This is a genomic window from Vibrio tapetis subsp. tapetis, from assembly GCF_900233005.1.
GTDB lineage: Bacteria > Pseudomonadota > Gammaproteobacteria > Enterobacterales > Vibrionaceae > Vibrio > Vibrio tapetis.
Map to the genome: position 1 here is coordinate 1,905,457 of NZ_LT960611.1, position 15,565 is coordinate 1,921,021.

At 44.3% G+C, this 15,565-nt stretch carries 18 protein-coding genes and 1 riboswitch; of the genes, 10 read left to right on the plus strand and 8 right to left on the minus strand.

Annotated features, from left to right (window positions below; translation table 11 throughout):
• Positions 1–48: 48 nt before the first annotated feature.
• A complete protein-coding gene (locus VTAP4600_RS08470; protein ID WP_102522402.1) occupies positions 49–393 on the minus strand; it encodes a YajD family HNH nuclease in 345 nt (114 codons plus the stop codon).
• A gap of 219 nt (positions 394–612) precedes the next feature.
• Between VTAP4600_RS08470 and VTAP4600_RS08475 the strand changes: the two genes are divergently transcribed.
• The 7 genes from VTAP4600_RS08475 (at position 613) to VTAP4600_RS08505 (ending at position 6,482) form a co-directional block, all read left to right on the plus strand.
• Positions 613–1,296, plus strand: a complete 684-nt coding sequence (locus VTAP4600_RS08475; protein ID WP_145958563.1) for a TroA family protein — start codon at positions 613–615, stop codon at positions 1,294–1,296.
• Complete coding sequence (locus VTAP4600_RS08480) at positions 1,293–1,544, plus strand: ABC transporter substrate-binding protein (RefSeq protein WP_172443099.1); 252 nt, start codon at positions 1,293–1,295, stop codon at positions 1,542–1,544. Before VTAP4600_RS08475 ends, VTAP4600_RS08480 begins: the two co-directional genes overlap by 4 nt.
• Positions 1,544–2,566, plus strand: a complete 1,023-nt coding sequence (locus VTAP4600_RS08485; RefSeq protein WP_102522405.1) for a FecCD family ABC transporter permease — start codon at positions 1,544–1,546, stop codon at positions 2,564–2,566. Before VTAP4600_RS08480 ends, VTAP4600_RS08485 begins: the two co-directional genes overlap by 1 nt.
• Positions 2,556–3,305 (plus strand): ABC transporter ATP-binding protein, encoded by a 750-nt coding sequence (locus tag VTAP4600_RS08490; RefSeq protein ID WP_102522406.1) that lies wholly within the window; start codon positions 2,556–2,558, stop codon positions 3,303–3,305. The genes VTAP4600_RS08485 and VTAP4600_RS08490 overlap by 11 nt, the downstream gene beginning before the upstream one ends.
• Positions 3,306–3,402: 97 nt before the next feature.
• Positions 3,403–3,520, plus strand: a riboswitch (yybP-ykoY riboswitch).
• Positions 3,521–3,614: 94 nt separating this feature from the next.
• The gene (locus tag VTAP4600_RS08495; protein WP_102522407.1) at positions 3,615–4,172 is read left to right on the plus strand and encodes a TMEM165/GDT1 family protein; all 558 of its coding nucleotides are present in this window, start codon (positions 3,615–3,617) and stop codon (positions 4,170–4,172) included.
• 277 nt (positions 4,173–4,449) lie between these two features.
• Positions 4,450–6,060 (plus strand): ABC-F family ATPase, encoded by a 1,611-nt coding sequence (locus tag VTAP4600_RS08500; RefSeq protein ID WP_102522408.1) that lies wholly within the window; start codon positions 4,450–4,452, stop codon positions 6,058–6,060.
• Positions 6,061–6,080: 20 nt separating this feature from the next.
• Entirely contained in the window at positions 6,081–6,482 is a 402-nt protein-coding gene (locus tag VTAP4600_RS08505; RefSeq protein WP_102522409.1) for a VF530 family protein, read from the plus strand.
• Between the two features lie 74 nt (positions 6,483–6,556).
• Here the strand turns inward: VTAP4600_RS08505 and VTAP4600_RS08510 are convergent, their stop codons facing one another.
• Genes VTAP4600_RS08510 through VTAP4600_RS08520 form a run of 3 tightly spaced genes read right to left on the minus strand, consistent with a single transcriptional unit; the run spans position 6,557 to position 7,504 of the window.
• Positions 6,557–6,904, minus strand: coding sequence for an alpha/beta hydrolase family protein (locus tag VTAP4600_RS08510; protein ID WP_102522410.1), 348 nt, complete (start codon positions 6,902–6,904; stop codon positions 6,557–6,559).
• 4 nt (positions 6,905–6,908) lie between these two features.
• Entirely contained in the window at positions 6,909–7,214 is a 306-nt protein-coding gene (locus tag VTAP4600_RS25770; protein ID WP_172443100.1) for a prolyl oligopeptidase family serine peptidase, read from the minus strand.
• A gap of 53 nt (positions 7,215–7,267) precedes the next feature.
• A complete protein-coding gene (locus VTAP4600_RS08520; RefSeq protein ID WP_145958565.1) occupies positions 7,268–7,504 on the minus strand; it encodes a hypothetical protein in 237 nt (78 codons plus the stop codon).
• A gap of 208 nt (positions 7,505–7,712) precedes the next feature.
• On the opposite strand from VTAP4600_RS08520, the gene VTAP4600_RS08525 reads away from it, so the two are divergent.
• Entirely contained in the window at positions 7,713–7,949 is a 237-nt protein-coding gene (locus VTAP4600_RS08525) for an RNA recognition motif domain-containing protein (RefSeq protein ID WP_102522413.1), read from the plus strand.
• Positions 7,950–7,986: 37 nt separating this feature from the next.
• Here VTAP4600_RS08525 and VTAP4600_RS08530 read toward each other — a convergent pair whose 3' ends face one another.
• The 3 genes from VTAP4600_RS08530 to VTAP4600_RS08540 all read right to left on the minus strand — a co-directional run bounded on the left by VTAP4600_RS08530 (position 7,987) and on the right by VTAP4600_RS08540 (position 12,214).
• The gene (locus VTAP4600_RS08530; protein WP_102522414.1) at positions 7,987–8,871 is read right to left on the minus strand and encodes a helix-turn-helix domain-containing protein; all 885 of its coding nucleotides are present in this window, start codon (positions 8,869–8,871) and stop codon (positions 7,987–7,989) included.
• A gap of 133 nt (positions 8,872–9,004) precedes the next feature.
• Positions 9,005–10,240, minus strand: a complete 1,236-nt coding sequence (locus VTAP4600_RS08535; protein ID WP_231897768.1) for an MFS transporter — start codon at positions 10,238–10,240, stop codon at positions 9,005–9,007.
• Between the two features lie 9 nt (positions 10,241–10,249).
• Positions 10,250–12,214, minus strand: a complete 1,965-nt coding sequence (locus VTAP4600_RS08540; RefSeq protein WP_102522416.1) for a TonB-dependent receptor — start codon at positions 12,212–12,214, stop codon at positions 10,250–10,252.
• 451 nt (positions 12,215–12,665) lie between these two features.
• On the opposite strand from VTAP4600_RS08540, the gene VTAP4600_RS08545 reads away from it, so the two are divergent.
• Together VTAP4600_RS08545 and VTAP4600_RS26525 are read left to right on the plus strand one after the other, a co-directional pair.
• Complete coding sequence (locus VTAP4600_RS08545; protein WP_269459935.1) at positions 12,666–14,495, plus strand: TonB-dependent receptor domain-containing protein; 1,830 nt, start codon at positions 12,666–12,668, stop codon at positions 14,493–14,495.
• On the plus strand, positions 14,492–14,743 hold the full coding sequence (locus tag VTAP4600_RS26525; RefSeq protein ID WP_269459936.1) for a TonB-dependent receptor: 252 nt from the start codon (positions 14,492–14,494) through the stop codon (positions 14,741–14,743). Before VTAP4600_RS08545 ends, VTAP4600_RS26525 begins: the two co-directional genes overlap by 4 nt.
• 91 nt (positions 14,744–14,834) lie before the next feature.
• Here the strand turns inward: VTAP4600_RS26525 and VTAP4600_RS08550 are convergent, their stop codons facing one another.
• The gene (locus VTAP4600_RS08550; RefSeq protein ID WP_102522417.1) at positions 14,835–15,407 is read right to left on the minus strand and encodes a GNAT family N-acetyltransferase; all 573 of its coding nucleotides are present in this window, start codon (positions 15,405–15,407) and stop codon (positions 14,835–14,837) included.
• Between the last annotated feature and the right edge of the window lie 158 nt (positions 15,408–15,565).

The window sequence follows — 15,565 nt, forward strand, 5'->3', positions numbered from 1 at the left end:
GAAAGGGCTGAAAAATAAAGGGCACGACGATTCATGCCCTAGGCGTTACTATTTTTTCATCATGGCTTTTAAATTTGCAAACGGGTTATTTGTTGCTTGAACATGATCGTCTTGGCCCGGTTGAATATCGGTACCATAACGGTCATGATCAGTATATTTTGAATGCTCATGATCGTGACAATACAAACAAAGTAATTCCCAATTACTGCCATCTGGTGGGTTGTTGGTATGATCATGATCTTTATGATGCACCGTTAACTCTCTTAGATTAGAGAACACAAATTCACGAGCACAGTTACCACAAACCCAAGGGTATAACTTTAGTGCTTTATCACGGTAGCCGCTTTCATTACGAGCATAATTTGCGCTAGTACCATTGCGATCTGACGACATTACTTCAACCTTCTCTGTGTTTATCGTTTCCTACCTCGATATTAACATAGAAAAATACTCAATAAAGGGACTCTACTCCCTTCAATAGAGGAATATGACCAAGCTCAAACCTCTTCAACTTTGATCTAGATCTTAATGGTTCGATATTGCACTTGAATGGGCGTAATCCGTTTAATACACTCACATTTTCGTTGTTCATTGAAAAATCAATTATTTATCATGTCAAAGATACTATCGACTCTCAATTCCCTTAACATCCAAGCTCGTTTAATCGCCTGTATTGTATTGCTCACAACGCCCTTGATGTCATCTTTGTCAGTTGCTCATCCCATCGTGGTGCCACCAGAACGGGTTGTTGCTATCCACCAAAGCGCAATCGAAAACATGCTTCGCTTAGACCTTCAAGAACACCTTGTCGGGGTAGCGTACATTGATGATGAGCTACCACCTTTATTGGCAAAAAAATTACACGGCGTGCCTCATGTAGCGAAAGCGCTCCCAAGCAGAGAGCAATTACTGTCCCTTAAGGCAGATCTCATCTACGCTGGCTTTCCTAGTGCGTTTACCCCTAGTACATTGGGCAATATTGCCTGGTGGCAAAGCAAAGGCAGCCAAGTTGTTATCAACCCATACAGTAAGCGTTCGAGCAACAACCCAATAAAATGGTCAGACGCGTGGCAAGACTTACATGAACTTGCTCAAATCTTCCATGTTACTGAACGTGCAAAGCGGTTAGAGAACGCTGCAAAGCAACGACTGCCACTACCGACGGCGTTAACCAAGCCAAAACCTAAAGTGCTGCTGATTGATGCGTATAGCTTGCAAGCTAATATTGGCGCATGCTGTGGTGGCGCAGATCTTATGATTCGCCTTGCTGGTGGGCACAACGTCGGTATGCATTGAAAGGACGTTGGAGCAAGGTATCATGGGAAAAAATCGCTCAAATGAATCCAGACATCATCATTATTGCCACTTACCAACATGGCCCAACTGATGTCATTATCAACAAACTCAATCAACACCCGCTTTTATCGCGTATTAATGCCGTTCAAAACCAAGGTATTTTACTGTTACCCTTTACTGAAACCATTGCCTCACCTCGGCTTATTGAAGGAATCATCAAGCTTCACTCACTCATCGACAAAGCCTAATGAATTCTTTACGAATGCCTCCTCGCTTCGTCATCGTGACCTTAGTGCTGCTGAGTCTGGTTTCGGGCTACTTTTCTCTCGCTTATGGTTCCATTGATATCTCGAGTAACCAGACATTATCTTCCCTACTTAGCTTTGTACATGGCAACGAACCTAAAGGGTTTGAGCAGACCGTTGTGTTAGAAATGCGTTTGCCACGAGTACTCTTAGCGGCTTTGATCGGCGGATTACTAGCGCTAGCGGGTGTGATCATTCAAGCAATAGTCCGAAACCCAATGGCCGACCCGTATTTACTCGGGGTGTCTAACGGGGCGTCAATGGTCATGGTATTGCTATTTGCCTATGGTGGAGAATGGCTGTCCCACTCGTTTTTGCCTCAATTGCTTTCAGGCTTAGGCGGGCTCTCCGCTTTCTTATTGGTGATGTTACTTGCCAGACAAAACCAGCATTCAATGAATACCAACAAACTCATTTTGGCCGGTATAGCGGTCAGTTTTATGCTCTCAGCCATCACGTCAATGATCATGCTCAGCGCTCAAAGTCAAAAACTGCCCGGTATTATGCAATGGATGATGGGCTCGCTCGTCAATGCCCAGTGGTCTCAACTTCCCATGCTCACTACCGCTCTGATATTAGGACTGGTTGTTGCAGTTAAATACTCGCGAGTTTTGGATGCATTGAGTTTAGGGGATGAAAAAGCCGCGACACTTGGCGTCAATTTGCGCTTTCATCGTTTTATGTGGTCGGTTCTTACCGCCTTATTAACCGGAATCGCGGTTTCTCAAGTTGGCGTAGTTGGCTTTATCGGTTTAATGGTTCCACATTTTGCTCGATTTTTAGTTGGTGGCAGCCATCACTGTCTATTGCCGATCTCAGTGTTATTAGGCGCATTACTGTGCATTTTGGTCGACCTTCTCTGTAGAATTTTGATTCGTCCAGAAGAACTCCCCATCGGCATACCCATGGCGATTATCGCCATGCCTTTCTTCTTATGGCTGTTGAGGTCAAATCATGCACGTTGATGTTCGCAACCTAGGCTATCAGGTAGGAAAACACGCCCTTTTATCGGGCATTTCGCTTTCAATTGAGAGCGGAAAAAAGATTGGTCTTCTCGGCCCAAATGGCTCTGGTAAAACCACACTATTAAAATTGATTGCGGGTCTGATTCAACCAAGCCAAGGTCAGATTGCTTTCAACACGACGCCATCAGTCGATATTAAACGCAAAGAAATGGCACAAATCATTGGTCTAATGGCGCAGCACTCTTTGGCTGAGTGCCCATTACTGGTTAAAGACATCGTCTTACTTGGTCAGCTGTTTGGGCGTGACCATAAATTATTCAAACAGGTGGTTTCGAGCACTCAGATAGACACACTACTTGAGCAGACCTTTTATCAATTATCAGGCGGTGAACAACAGAGGGTGATGTTGGCTCAACTGCTCTACCAAAACCCAAATATATTACTACTCGATGAGCCAGCAAATCATTTAGACATGCATAATATCTGGCAATTGATGTCGCAAGTCTCTGATTGCTGCAAAACGGTCATTACCAGTTTTCATTGTTTTAATTCAGCCGCACAATTTTGTGACGAGTTAGTGCTGCTCAAAAATGGCAACATTCATACCCATGGAAGTGTCGAGCAAGTACTCACACCCAAAAACCTCCACGCTGTATTCGGAATAGAAACCGAAATAGTCACAAAAAAAAATGGCCGAATCGCCGTGCTGGTTAATGGTTTTTCATCACGTTCAACATAAGGCCGTGAATAGCGCTTTATAGAACGGGGGCTGAAACCTTCTTTAACAATCCTTTTTTGTCCAATACTTGAAATATCAATTCACTTACCGCTATACTCCCCATCCCTTTGGGGAGTAGCCTCTTCTATCACATAAAAATACGATGAAGATGGTCGTCAACATAATTGAAGCAAAATCTTCGTGGCGATCATGACTTACATACACTGGTGTAAGTTTGGCGAGACCATTGGCAAACCAGCATGAACCGGGGTGGGACATGTAGGCTTGTCTATGGTTCTAATAATAACTCTCGCCCCAAAGAGCAAAACTGTGAGCGTATTATTCATCTCCATTATTTCGGTGGCTTTAGCTGAAATTGGAGACAAAACCCAACTGTTGTCCTTTCTATTGGCAAGCCGGTATCGCAAGCCGATTCCCATTATTGCCGCTATATTTTTTGCAACCATTCTCAATCATGCACTCGCGGCTTGGTTTGGTGTCATGGTGGCCGACTACCTATCTCCTGAAGTATTAAAGTGGATATTAGTGGTGAGCTTTATCGCCATGGCCGGATGGATACTGATCCCCGATAAATTAGACGAGAATGAAAAAGTGTCCAACAGAGGCCCCTTCGTGGCGAGCTTCATCGCCTTTTTCATTGCAGAAATTGGAGACAAAACTCAAGTTGCTACCACCGTCCTTGGCGCTCAATATCATGATGCTCTTCTTTGGGTAATTCTTGGTACAACCATCGGCATGTTGCTGGCTAACGTTCCTGTTGTTTTGGCAGGCCAGTTCTCTGCAGACAAGCTACCGCTTAATTTAATTCGTAAGGTAACGGCAACCTTGTTTGTGTTGCTAGCGATGGCGGCCGCAATAGGCTTGTAACTGCCCGAAGATTCTCGCTCTATAGATATGGAGCGAGAGTGTTAACACAATGATTTTCACTGTTCCTGCACGAATGAAATACGGTGAGATAAGATTCAGATCAAGCCTTTTGGTTCCTAGCCGCATTTTTCTCACTGTCCAAACAAAATAAAACTCAGAATTTCTACATTTTGTGACACAAGTCTGTATAATTCGCCGCCTATTTACCTTTACTTGCTTCCCATTTTGGCTAACTGGCCGATCTTTGGCCGAACAGTACACAGCTAGGACTACTTCTTTGATATCTACAGCAAACATTACAATGCAATTTGGCGCTGAGCCGTTGTTTGAAAACATCTCTGCAAAATTTGGCAACGGTAACCGTTATGGTTTAATCGGGGCGAATGGTTGTGGCAAATCAACATTCATGAAGATCCTAAGCGGTGCGCTAACACCAAGCTCTGGCAACATCTCTATTACCCCGGGCCAAAAGCTGGGCGTACTGAGCCAAGACCAATTCGCCTTCGAACAATACAGCGTTATTGACGTTGTTATCATGGGTGACACTAAGCTTTGGGAAATCAAGCAAGAGCGTGAACGCATCTACTCACTGCCAGAAATGAGTGAAGAAGACGGCATGAAAGTCGCTGAACTTGAAAGTGAGTTTGCTGAAATGGATGGCTACAGCGCAGAAAGCCGCGCTGGCGACATCTTATTGCAAGCCGGTATTGAAGAAGAATTTCACTTTGGCCTAATGCAGCAAGTTGCTCCTGGTTGGAAACTTCGTGTTCTACTGGCGCAAGCTCTATTCGCTAACCCAGATATCCTGCTACTTGATGAACCAACGAACAACTTGGACATCCACACCATTAACTGGTTAGCAGAAGAGTTGAACCAACGTAAATGTACGATGATCATCATTTCGCACGACCGTCACTTCTTAAACTCAGTTTGTACTCACATGGCAGACATCGATTACGGTGAACTGCGCATTTACCCAGGTAACTACGAGTACTTCCTTGAAGCTTCTGGTCTTATCCGCGAGCAGTTGCTATCAAGCAATGCGAAGAAAAGTGCAGAGATTTCTGAACTTCAAGACTTTGTGAACCGTTTTGGTGCCAACGCATCGAAAGCGAAGCAAGCCGCATCTCGTGCTAAGAAAATGGATAAAATCACTCTGGACGAAGTGAAATCTTCAAGCCGAATGAGCCCTTCTATTAACTTCGGTGAAGGTAAAAAACTTCATCGTCTTGCACTTGAAATTAAAGATCTTGGTCACTCGTTTGATGACGAGTTACTTTTTGAAGGCGGTGAAATGCTGCTTGAAGCAGGCACAAGACTGGCGGTTATCGGTGAAAATGGTGTTGGTAAAACCACCTTCCTTCGCTGCCTAGTGAAAGATCTAGAGCAAAAAGAAGGCATGATTAAGTGGTCTGAAAATGCTTCTGTAGGCTACTGCCCACAAGACAGCACAGAAGATTTCGACAACGATTTAAGCATCTTCGATTGGATCTCTCAATGGCGTACCGCGAAACACGACGACCTTATGGTACGTGGTATTTTGGGCCGCCTATTGTTTACCGCTGATGATTCAAACAAAAAAGCGCGTAACTGTTCTGGTGGTGAGAAAAACCGTCTATTGTTTGGCAAGCTAATGATGCAAGACATCAACGTATTGATCATGGACGAGCCGACTAACCACATGGATATGGAAGCGATTGAAGCACTAAACGAAGCGCTTAAAGTTTATGAAGGCACACTGATTTTTGTCAGCCATGACCGTGAATTTGTGTCATCATTGGCAACACGCATTATCGATATTAAAGATAAGAAATTAGTGAACTTCCAAGGTACGTACAACGAGTATCTTGATCACCAAAAACGTTTACTGCAAGTAGAAATCGCTTAGTCTCATAGAGGAATCGCTTAATGGATAAAAGAATTCAAGAGCAACAAAACAACCCACTTCATGGTTTAAAAGCAGAAACTATGCTGACAGAGCTGGTTGATTTCTACGACTGGGATATTTTATACGCCGCACTAGGCTTAAAGTGTTTCCACCTAAACCCAACTATCGCGAGCAGCGTTAAGTTTTTGAAGAAAACGGAATGGGCAAAAGACAAGGTAGAAAACTTTTACCTATATCGTTTTAAACGCATGCCCCGTGCAAGCGCTGAACAGTTTGAAATGAAGCCTCGTGAACGTGGATTCGCTGATGGCGTTGAGCCTAAAGAGCCAATGGAACTGACGCACGAGATCATTGTAGAAATGCAAGAGCAGGCAGAAGCGAATTACCGCGCTAAAAAAGCCGGTCGTCGACCACGCTACTAAAAATGCATAAATGAAGGGAGAAAGCAGCGTGCTTTCTCCCTTTTTTAAATCTAGATCACCCACACGAAAAACCACTACCGTGAGTGCTGTTTAAGAAAGTCCCAGATAGTTGCCGCTCCATCAATATCATTATTTTTTGTACCCAAAAGACGAGGCATATCTGGTACGTTACTGCCAGGAAGAGTATGCCCACCCCCTTCCACTGTGTACAACATCACACCGCAGTATCGCAAATTACCGCTGTAATCTGTCACAAAGATTCGAGAATCATCAGATGAATCAAGATCGGATAAATAATACCGTTTTGGCTCATCCAAACAGCCGTTATGTTTAGCCCAAAGTAATATTGACTGAGATGTTGAAACCACCTCTCCTCTTTTCTGACGCTTGAAGCCGACAAAACCACCGCCGTAAGGCACCATAGGGTCATCCCGCCCATTCATCAGCAAGATAGGAACAGGGAGTGTAGGCCGGCAAGTCGGGTAAATATTCTTCGCTATGTTCGCCGTAATCGGAGCAATCGCCGCCAATACGCATTGTCATTATTCCACCATTAGAGATCCCTGTAACGTACACTCGATGAGGATCTACGTGCTCATGGTTAATGAAATGAGCAATGAGTACAGAGATAAATTCAATATCGTCTATATTGGGCTCGAGATCAGCGATATCCCGAAACGAATGATCGCGCCCATCGCGCCAAAAATCATTGACACCATTCGGGTATGCCACGATAAAGCCTTCACTTTCTGCAAGCTGGGTAAAGCCTAAATACTTAGCAGGGCTTAGCCCATCACCTTTCCCCCACCGTGAAGTACAATCACCAATGGTGGCTTCGTGTCTTCAACAACAAGCGACGGAATACGGACATAATAGCTCCGCAAAACACGACCTACACGGATGTCCTCTTGCTGTAAACCAAGAGCAGTATGTGCCGGGGCGGCAACCCCATATTGAGTATGCAGAGTCAGCCACATCAGTAAACACGAAAACACGGGAAAAAATCGACTTCCTTTTATCATCACCCCAATCCTCTGGTGCCTTTGTAATTTCTCTCACCCTATTTAGCATAGAAACAAAAAAGCACTAGAGCGACTGTCTAGCGAGCGAATCAGTGATGCGTTTTTCAACCTTAAAGGGAAATAAGCTCGTCGACAGGCATTTAACTCTTGGTCTTACGAGCGTTACTTGAGACAATCAGCCCCACAACTTCAAACCCTACGGTTTATTATGAAACTTTTAGTACGCAACCTTTCACGCTCAACGACAGAGCAAGAACTCCGAGTGCTTTTTTCTGAATTCGGTTCTGTAGCCGACTGCAACTTGGTATTAGATCAAGTCACAGGCAAGTCAAAAGGCTTCGCATTTGTTGAAATGCCGCAAGAAGACCAAGCAGCAGCTGCGATCAAGAATTTGAACGAAGCAAGCGTTGCGAAAAGCAAAATTCGAGTAAAAGAAGCAGAATAACGGCACTTTTTATCGAATAGCTTACAAAGCCAACGAGTTAATTCGTTGGCTTTGTTGATTCACAATCCAAATTATTGCGAAATTCTCTTGGCGTTTGCCCCGTATGTTGCTTAAACACTTTAGAGAAATAGCTACCACTTTGATAACCCAGTGCCAGACCGATTTGGGTGATAGATTCACTCGGATCAGACAACTGCTCTTTCGCAAGGCCAATTCGAAACGATTGAATCCAACTTGCTACCCCCATATCAAACTGCTGCCTAAATGCCTGTTTCAAATAGCACTCATTGGTTGCCAATTCTTTTGCCAAACAAGGTATATTCCAATTTAGATATGGCTGTTGAGCAATTCTTTCACAAGCACGCTCTGCCAATGTTCTTGGCTCTCGATGAACCATCAGCAAAGCAAGTAGCTCAAAGAGCTTTCCTTTTAACCATAACGCTCGTGACGCCCCCTGATAATCACTGCTCCAGATAGACATCGCAATTTTTCGAATATCCCCTGTTAACGCCATTTGCCAGCCCGTTTCATATAACTCGAATGGCCGAAATGATGACCCATTGCCCTCCGGAAGTAGACTCTTAGTCAAGCTATGGTGCAATGGAAAATAAATACGGATATTTTCTATTTTCCCATTCCTAGGTAGCGCAATAGAATTGTGTAGATCGGGCTCAGGGATAAGTGAGGCAATACAACGAAACGCGAAAGATGATGCTGGGTAATCTGGGTATTCGGGGCTTTCCGCATGATTCGTTCCAGTAAAGCTAACGTAAAACCCGGCGTCTGCGGGATCATTAAAACGTACAGAGTCTAACGCCTTACAGTTAACCACATAAGCACTGACACCTTCGCCCATCGCAACAACATCATACTTTCCTTCCAGCCCTCTTACTTGGCTCAAGCTCTTCACGATATTCCCCACTTCGCTCTCCCAAATCAGTTAAACGGGTACTCTGCACCACACCATAGTAAATGATAATAGTTATCATTGATATTGATAGATGTGTGAGTATCATTATTTCACTGAATCGAGAGCCGACGTTTATCCGATAATCCTATTGAGCTTCCACAGTATCTTGAGTTGAGCCGATTAACTTGTTAATGCAAGCCATCGCAATACAAGTAAATGTGACCAAGAAACCGTAATGGTACAGATAGCCAAACCGCTCAATGATCACGCCACAAATCATGGCCGTCGCGATGGCCACCAGCATATCCATTGATTGGAACATTGAGAAATCCACACCGGATTGCGTTCCGTAGGCATAGTCCATCATCAAGGTATACAAAGCGACGAATTTGGCCGCAGAAACCACACTATTGAGAATAAACAGCGCCTCCAATCCCCAATCAAGAGTGAATACTTGCGCGCTATACAAAGCCAATAATGAAAACGTAATGGCCTCAACAACTAACAGTAAATAGATGGCCTTAATCGCAGACACTTGCTTAACCAGCCAGCCACCAAACGCAACACCAACAAGCCCTGTCAGAACACCGCCTCCGGCTACCAACAAACCTAAGTTGGCAAGACCGATCCCCTGATCGTATAAAAATGGCATCATCATAGACAGTGCCCCGCGAGTCCCTAATTGGCTGACGATCACCAATACAAGCCCTGTCCGCACCAAAGGGTTTTGTAACGACTTGCTTAATGATGGCTTCGCGTCTTCAACATTCGCCGACAAGCTCACTTCTTTCATTCGAAACAGGCTCCACGTCGGTAAGCTCATTATTAGGACTAAAGCAGCCAAAATAAGAAGAGCGTACTGCCACGAGACAAAACCCATGACATAAATAAACAAGCCTCCACCAAACACAGCGCCACAATACGCACCGCCAACCTGCATAATGTTACCAAGGTATCTCTTTTTCACTGGCAATTGATCAACGGCCAATCCATCTGCGGTGATATCTGCAAACGTAGACGCCAAAGTAAGCACAAGCACGCAAGCAAAAACCGCATTCAGGTGGCTAACCGCAGAGGTCAACGATAGCAGCACTAACATGGCAACCATACAAAACTGAGCAAGGATGATGATTACTGCATGCCGGAAAAACACACTTCCTTGTTTCCGCTGGCGTTCAATGTAAGGCGACCATAAAAACTTCAAGCCCCAAGGCAACATTGCCAAATAGAACAGGCCGATCTGAGAGGTAGAGATCCCTTCACTTCTCATTACCGCAGGCAACCCTTGTAAGGTAAACATACCAATCAAACTTTGAATGGTATAAACGCTCGCCAAAATGGCGAGCAAGGGTTTTATTTTATTGGAAAATGAACTAGCCATTAATGTCATCTACCAGTCGTAGCGAGCTTTAACGCCCACCTCTCTGCCTGTTCCATAGTTGCTGTATGTTCCACCGTATGAGAAGGCATAGGTGACGTAGCTTTTATCCGTTAGGTTGTTGGCAAACAAAGAAACAGAAAAATCCTTGTTGTAGTCATAATTAAGCGATAGGTCGACAAGGGTATATCCACCTTGTGAGAGCGTATTCTTCTCATCGAAATAGATAGTCGAGGTATAGCGAGCCTGTGACGCAACAAAGATATCTCCTTCAACCCACGATTGTGGTAAATAGTAGTCCCCCCCCAAAGTCACGGTTGTATCAGGGGCGTAAGGAAGTTTATTGCCAGATAATCCCGCGTTATTTGAACGGAATGTCGAGCTGCCATGTGTACCACCCAACGCAATGGTCAGGTCATCGGTCGCATAAAAAGCCAGTTCAGCTTCAAGACCCTGACTTAATGCAACCCCCATGTTTTCTAGCGATTGACTACCAACGACACCAGTATAAATTTGTACGTCGTTTGTTTTTATCCAGTAAAGCGCGCCGCTGAAATCCAACATTTCATCCAACAGACTCGTGCGCCAGCCCAACTCGGCATTTAATGAGGTTTCTGCTTTATAACCCTTTGAGTCTTTATTGCTTAAAGGAATCACATTGTAGCCACCAGGTCGATAACCACTGGTCAATGATAGGTAAACCCGGGTGTCGTCCAGTGCTTGCCAGCCCAATGCCGCTTTAGGCGAAATCATATTTTCCGTCAGTTCACCCTCGCTTGGGTTAATATACCACGCAGTATTACCACCAAACTCCGACTTAACTTTTGAATGCGATGCTCTTGCTCCCAAGGTGAGGTCAACGGTGTCGGTTAATTGATAGTTACCTTGACCAAACAGCGCATAAGTATGGTAATCCAATTTATTGATACCCGTTCCCGTGTCTACCTTCAGATCACGAGCCTCAAAGTAACCGCCTATTAACGCTGAAAGAGATTCATTAAAGCGAGTATTCAGGCGCAATTCCTGAGTAAATTTGTTTTGGTCTTCTTCCCAACGCCCAAACGCGTACTCTCGGTCAATCTTTCTATCTTGAAACGCCGTAATGCTGTTCAATTTAGCGTGACCAAAGTCGTACCCAACGTTAAGAGAATAGGTATACACATCACGGGTAAGATTCGGAACATCGGTATTAGTCGCACCAGCTTTATGTTCCTTTTCACTCAAATACCACTCTTCGTGGCTGTCGAGCTTGTCGGCCATGACAGACAGCGTAGCCGACAACGCCGAGTCTTCTGGCATGTAATGCAAACGGGTTTTAAGCGATTTCTCATTGGCATTATTGGCGTTTTTCTTGCCACTCGGTGTATGGTCGATGTTGCCTTCGTCATAGACATATCGAGCTGATACATCCGCGTACAACGCATCAGAAACAGGAACTGAACCAACAGCATCAATTTGTTTACTCAGGTTGGAATAAAGAGCAGAAGTTCTTAATTGACGATCAGGTGACGCTTTTTGGGTAATGATGTTTATTACCCCACCTTGTGCATTTCCGCCATACAAAGTGCCTTGCGGGCCACGAAGCAATTCCACTCGCTTAACATTAATAAGCTGTTGGGATATAAATGAATTATCTTGAAGGATCCCATCGACATACACGCTAACCGTCGGTGAATAATAGTCAGGGGAGCTGATTCCACGAATGGTGGTGTTGCTGTAAGTTTGATTTCCACGCGCTTGAATTAATAAGCCCGGAAAAACCTTTTCTAAATCTTTTACGGCATAAATACCGGCCTTTTCCAGCTCATCGCCCGTTTTGATTAACACCGAATTGTTCACTTGAGACAAAGGAGTCTCAAACTTCGTTGATTCTATTACCATCACATCCAATGCTTCGGCTGCAAATACCTGAAAGCTACTCATCGCGAGAAAGATCGCGCTGGCTAACACTGTTTTCTCAACGCATGACTTATTCATATCTAAATTCCTTTATCCCTATATCAACTAGCAAACATTCCGTTTTCCAGTCACTAATCAACCGAACCACTGCGACAGTCGCTTAATTCGCAATCGACTTATATGCAGCAACGGCTGCGTTCAAAGCAAAATGGGGCGACCGCACTTATTAGGAATGATTCTCATCTAGCTTGAGTTTAAGGGATATCAATATCGGGAATTTGAAGAACAAAATTGGGAAGCATAGGCGTAACTCAAGATATATCTTATCTCTCGAACACTACAAATGATAATAGTATTAATTATCATTTGCATCTATACCCAGAGTAAATGTACTATTCGCACTTCTATAAAATGACACAAAAACACTACGAAACTTACAATTAGAAACGTAATTTTATTTGCCTTCCCCTTGGTAATTGCTTCTTTCGCAATCGCTTCTCCATCATCTTCTAACGACACGGCTGAAGTTATGGACGTTTATGGTAATCGCTACAGCCAGCCCATTACCATTGATAAACCTGGGGAAACACTCATTTCAAGACAACAAATTGAAACTGAACAACCAACCAATATAGCGGAATTGTTTGAAGATATTCCTGGCGTATCCATTGATGGTGGAGCACGTTCAGGCGGCGAAAAAATCAGTATTTGGGGGTTCTCAGATCCAAGTGATATTGGCCTTTATGTTGATGGGGCTCCTATTGGTTTCGAACAATATCGTTATGGCACCTTTTTCTTTGACCCTTACCTTATCAGTGAGGCAGAAGTCATTAAGGGCTCACACGATTATAAATCTAACGGTAAATTTGGCGGCACCATCCGAATCCGAACAAAAACCGTCGACGAACTACTAAAGCCTGGCCGCAGTTTTGGCGCACGAGTGCACCTCGGTTATAACGACAACGATGCCCAAAAGCACACAGGTGTATCCGTATTTGGTCAAACTGATGCGGGTCTATACTTCCTTGCGTCTGGCACGTGGAAAGACTCAAACGACATTAAAATTGGTGGGGGAGACGCGCTTGAATATTCCGCTTATACGCAAAATAATGGCCTAGTTAAAGTCGGCTATCAAAATGCAGATCATTTGTTTGAAATCAGCCATTCAATGTATAAAGATGAAGGCCGACAGCCTTGGGCTGCAAGGCGCGGGGCATTTGCAAACATCAGTAAATATAACATCAAAAAATATGGTTCATTAGAGGCCGCGAAATACGCCTATACCGTTCAAAACGAATATAAAGACAGTACCACCTCCCTGCAATATGCCTATGACCCCGTTTCACCGTTAGTGAATCTTAAAGTTGTTGCGGCCCATACAAACAACGAACGTCATTGGCGCCGACCAGACATAGCATGGCAAAAAATGTTTGTATCAATAGGTTCGTATGGTCATGAATCTTGGACATCCTACAAAAGAGACTACCTTGACATCAATAATGAAATGGAAATAGGTCGCCATAGAATTACAACCGGTGTGCAATACGAGAAAAACACGCGAGATACACTGGCTCATAACGTATCTAAACTGTACGTAAATAAACCAGCCAAGAATTTTGGTGTTTTCATTCCATATTTTGACCCGTCAGGCGTTCAAACTTCTTATTCAGCATATCTTGCGGATGAGATAGATATAACAGATCGCTTTAGAATAACCCCGTCGATTCGTTATGACTACGTTCAATCGAAAGGCAAGGAGAACCCTGCCCCAGATTACAACGACCCTGCAGCTGGACACGACTATAGCAGCGTATCCCATTCAGGACTCAGCCCTAGAATTCAACTTGATTATGATCTTACCGACAATACCTTGCTGAATTTTTCTTATGCTTACCAGATGAAAGCGCCGTCGGTAGATGACATCTATGCAGTGCAATACGCACGAGCTAAAGCATCGGCTACAGCAAGACAACTAGAAGCTCAGCGTATTCATGCGTATCGCGCCTCTGTCATTAATCATCTATCTGGGCTTGCGACGAATGAGGACACTTTAACGACCGAAATCACCACCTTCTACAATGGCGTAACCAATAATGTCATGAACCGTACTGGCGTTAATCTTGACAGAGACTCTGGTGAGATCCAGAGCTGGAAGGTCAATTTAGATGGCTATAAAAACTATGGTGTCGACTTCCAAGCACAATATCGTATCGAACGCCTATATGTGGACGCTTATGCCAGCTACATTGAAGGAAAACATAACGGATCCCTGACCGACGCAAGTGGGCAAGACACCTATATGTATGGCATCCCGCCAGTAAGCATGAAGCTTGGCGTTGGCTATGAATGGATTGATTGATCACCGGCTATAAAGCACGTTGGTATCACTCTCAGGAAAAAGTTGAGGATTCTATTTACTTCCCTGCGGCAAGTGAGGAATACATACTGCAAGATATTTACCTGAGCTGGCAGCCTCAAGCGGTGAAAGATTTGATGTTAAGAGCCACAATCAAAAACCTCAAAGATGTAGATTACAAGCCTTACCTATCCAACGGGGTCTCTGGGCCGGGCCGTGAAATACGAGTTAGCCTAACCTACGATTTATAACAAAACGCTCTACAACAACACGACGAGCAAATCACTTTAACCTGTGATTCTGTGCAGCCAAGGTGGGCGGCACAGAATCTCTATTTTCTTGTCATTTCCCTTTCGATACCAGATCCGCTCTACACCATTCGCTTTTCAACACCGCTAGCACGATCGTATTCCACCAGCGATCTTTGAAATAACGGTGCTCAACAAATTCGGCTTCTTGCCGCATACCTAGGCTTTTACACAGCCGAATAGCGGCTCGGTTTTCCTTAATGGTCTCTGCGTAAATTCGGTGTACGTTCAGTTCATTAAAACCAAACTCGGCCAGTGCGCGTGCTGCTTCTGGCATGAGATTATTCCCTTGCACGTGGCGCGCTAACCCTGCCCCCATAGAGGCTTGCCTGTCTCCATCTAAGCCGTCTCCCTCTAAACGAAGACACACAGTGCCAATAAACTCGCCGCTTTCTTTTAACTCAACCGCAAGCTGATAGGATTCCCGTGGCACCTGAGCCGCTTGCTCAATAAACAATTGGGTTAAATCGCGATACTTCTGAGGCTCGCAATCTGCCTCATCGTAAAAGCGTTGATATTTTGCATCTTGAGATATCGCCACAAAGCCGGCTTCGTCTTCTGCTTTCATATCACGAATGATAAGACGCTGCGTTTCTAACTTAAACAAACACTGTCCTTAATGTCATTTTGAACTCGAATAGCCTACATATAAATCGAAAACTCGATTCCATAACTATGCCATATCCTATAAAAACGAAACAATCTACTGACAAAAAAACAGCCTCATATTGCTACAAGGCTGTATTAGATGGTGCACGACTTCCC

Excerpts from the sequence above, each read along its gene's own strand:
- VTAP4600_RS08510 (WP_102522410.1), bottom strand. The coding sequence starts at position 6,904 with ATGGTGCCTTACGGCGGTGGTTTTGTCGGCTTCAAGCGTCAGAAAAGA.
- VTAP4600_RS08520 (WP_145958565.1), bottom strand. The coding sequence starts at position 7,504 with ATGATAAAAGGAAGTCGATTTTTTCCCGTGTTTTCGTGTTTACTGATG.
- VTAP4600_RS08545 (WP_269459935.1), top strand. The coding sequence starts at position 12,666 with ATGGACGTTTATGGTAATCGCTACAGCCAGCCCATTACCATTGATAAA.
- VTAP4600_RS08490 (WP_102522406.1), top strand. The coding sequence starts at position 2,556 with ATGCACGTTGATGTTCGCAACCTAGGCTATCAGGTAGGAAAACACGCC.
- VTAP4600_RS08525 (WP_102522413.1), top strand. The coding sequence starts at position 7,713 with ATGAAACTTTTAGTACGCAACCTTTCACGCTCAACGACAGAGCAAGAA.
- VTAP4600_RS08505 (WP_102522409.1), top strand. The coding sequence starts at position 6,081 with ATGGATAAAAGAATTCAAGAGCAACAAAACAACCCACTTCATGGTTTA.
- VTAP4600_RS08485 (WP_102522405.1), top strand. The coding sequence starts at position 1,544 with ATGAATTCTTTACGAATGCCTCCTCGCTTCGTCATCGTGACCTTAGTG.
- VTAP4600_RS08535 (WP_231897768.1), bottom strand. The coding sequence starts at position 10,240 with ATGGCTAGTTCATTTTCCAATAAAATAAAACCCTTGCTCGCCATTTTG.
- VTAP4600_RS08540 (WP_102522416.1), bottom strand. The coding sequence starts at position 12,214 with ATGAATAAGTCATGCGTTGAGAAAACAGTGTTAGCCAGCGCGATCTTT.
- VTAP4600_RS08475 (WP_145958563.1), top strand. The coding sequence starts at position 613 with ATGTCAAAGATACTATCGACTCTCAATTCCCTTAACATCCAAGCTCGT.
- VTAP4600_RS08470 (WP_102522402.1), bottom strand. The coding sequence starts at position 393 with ATGTCGTCAGATCGCAATGGTACTAGCGCAAATTATGCTCGTAATGAA.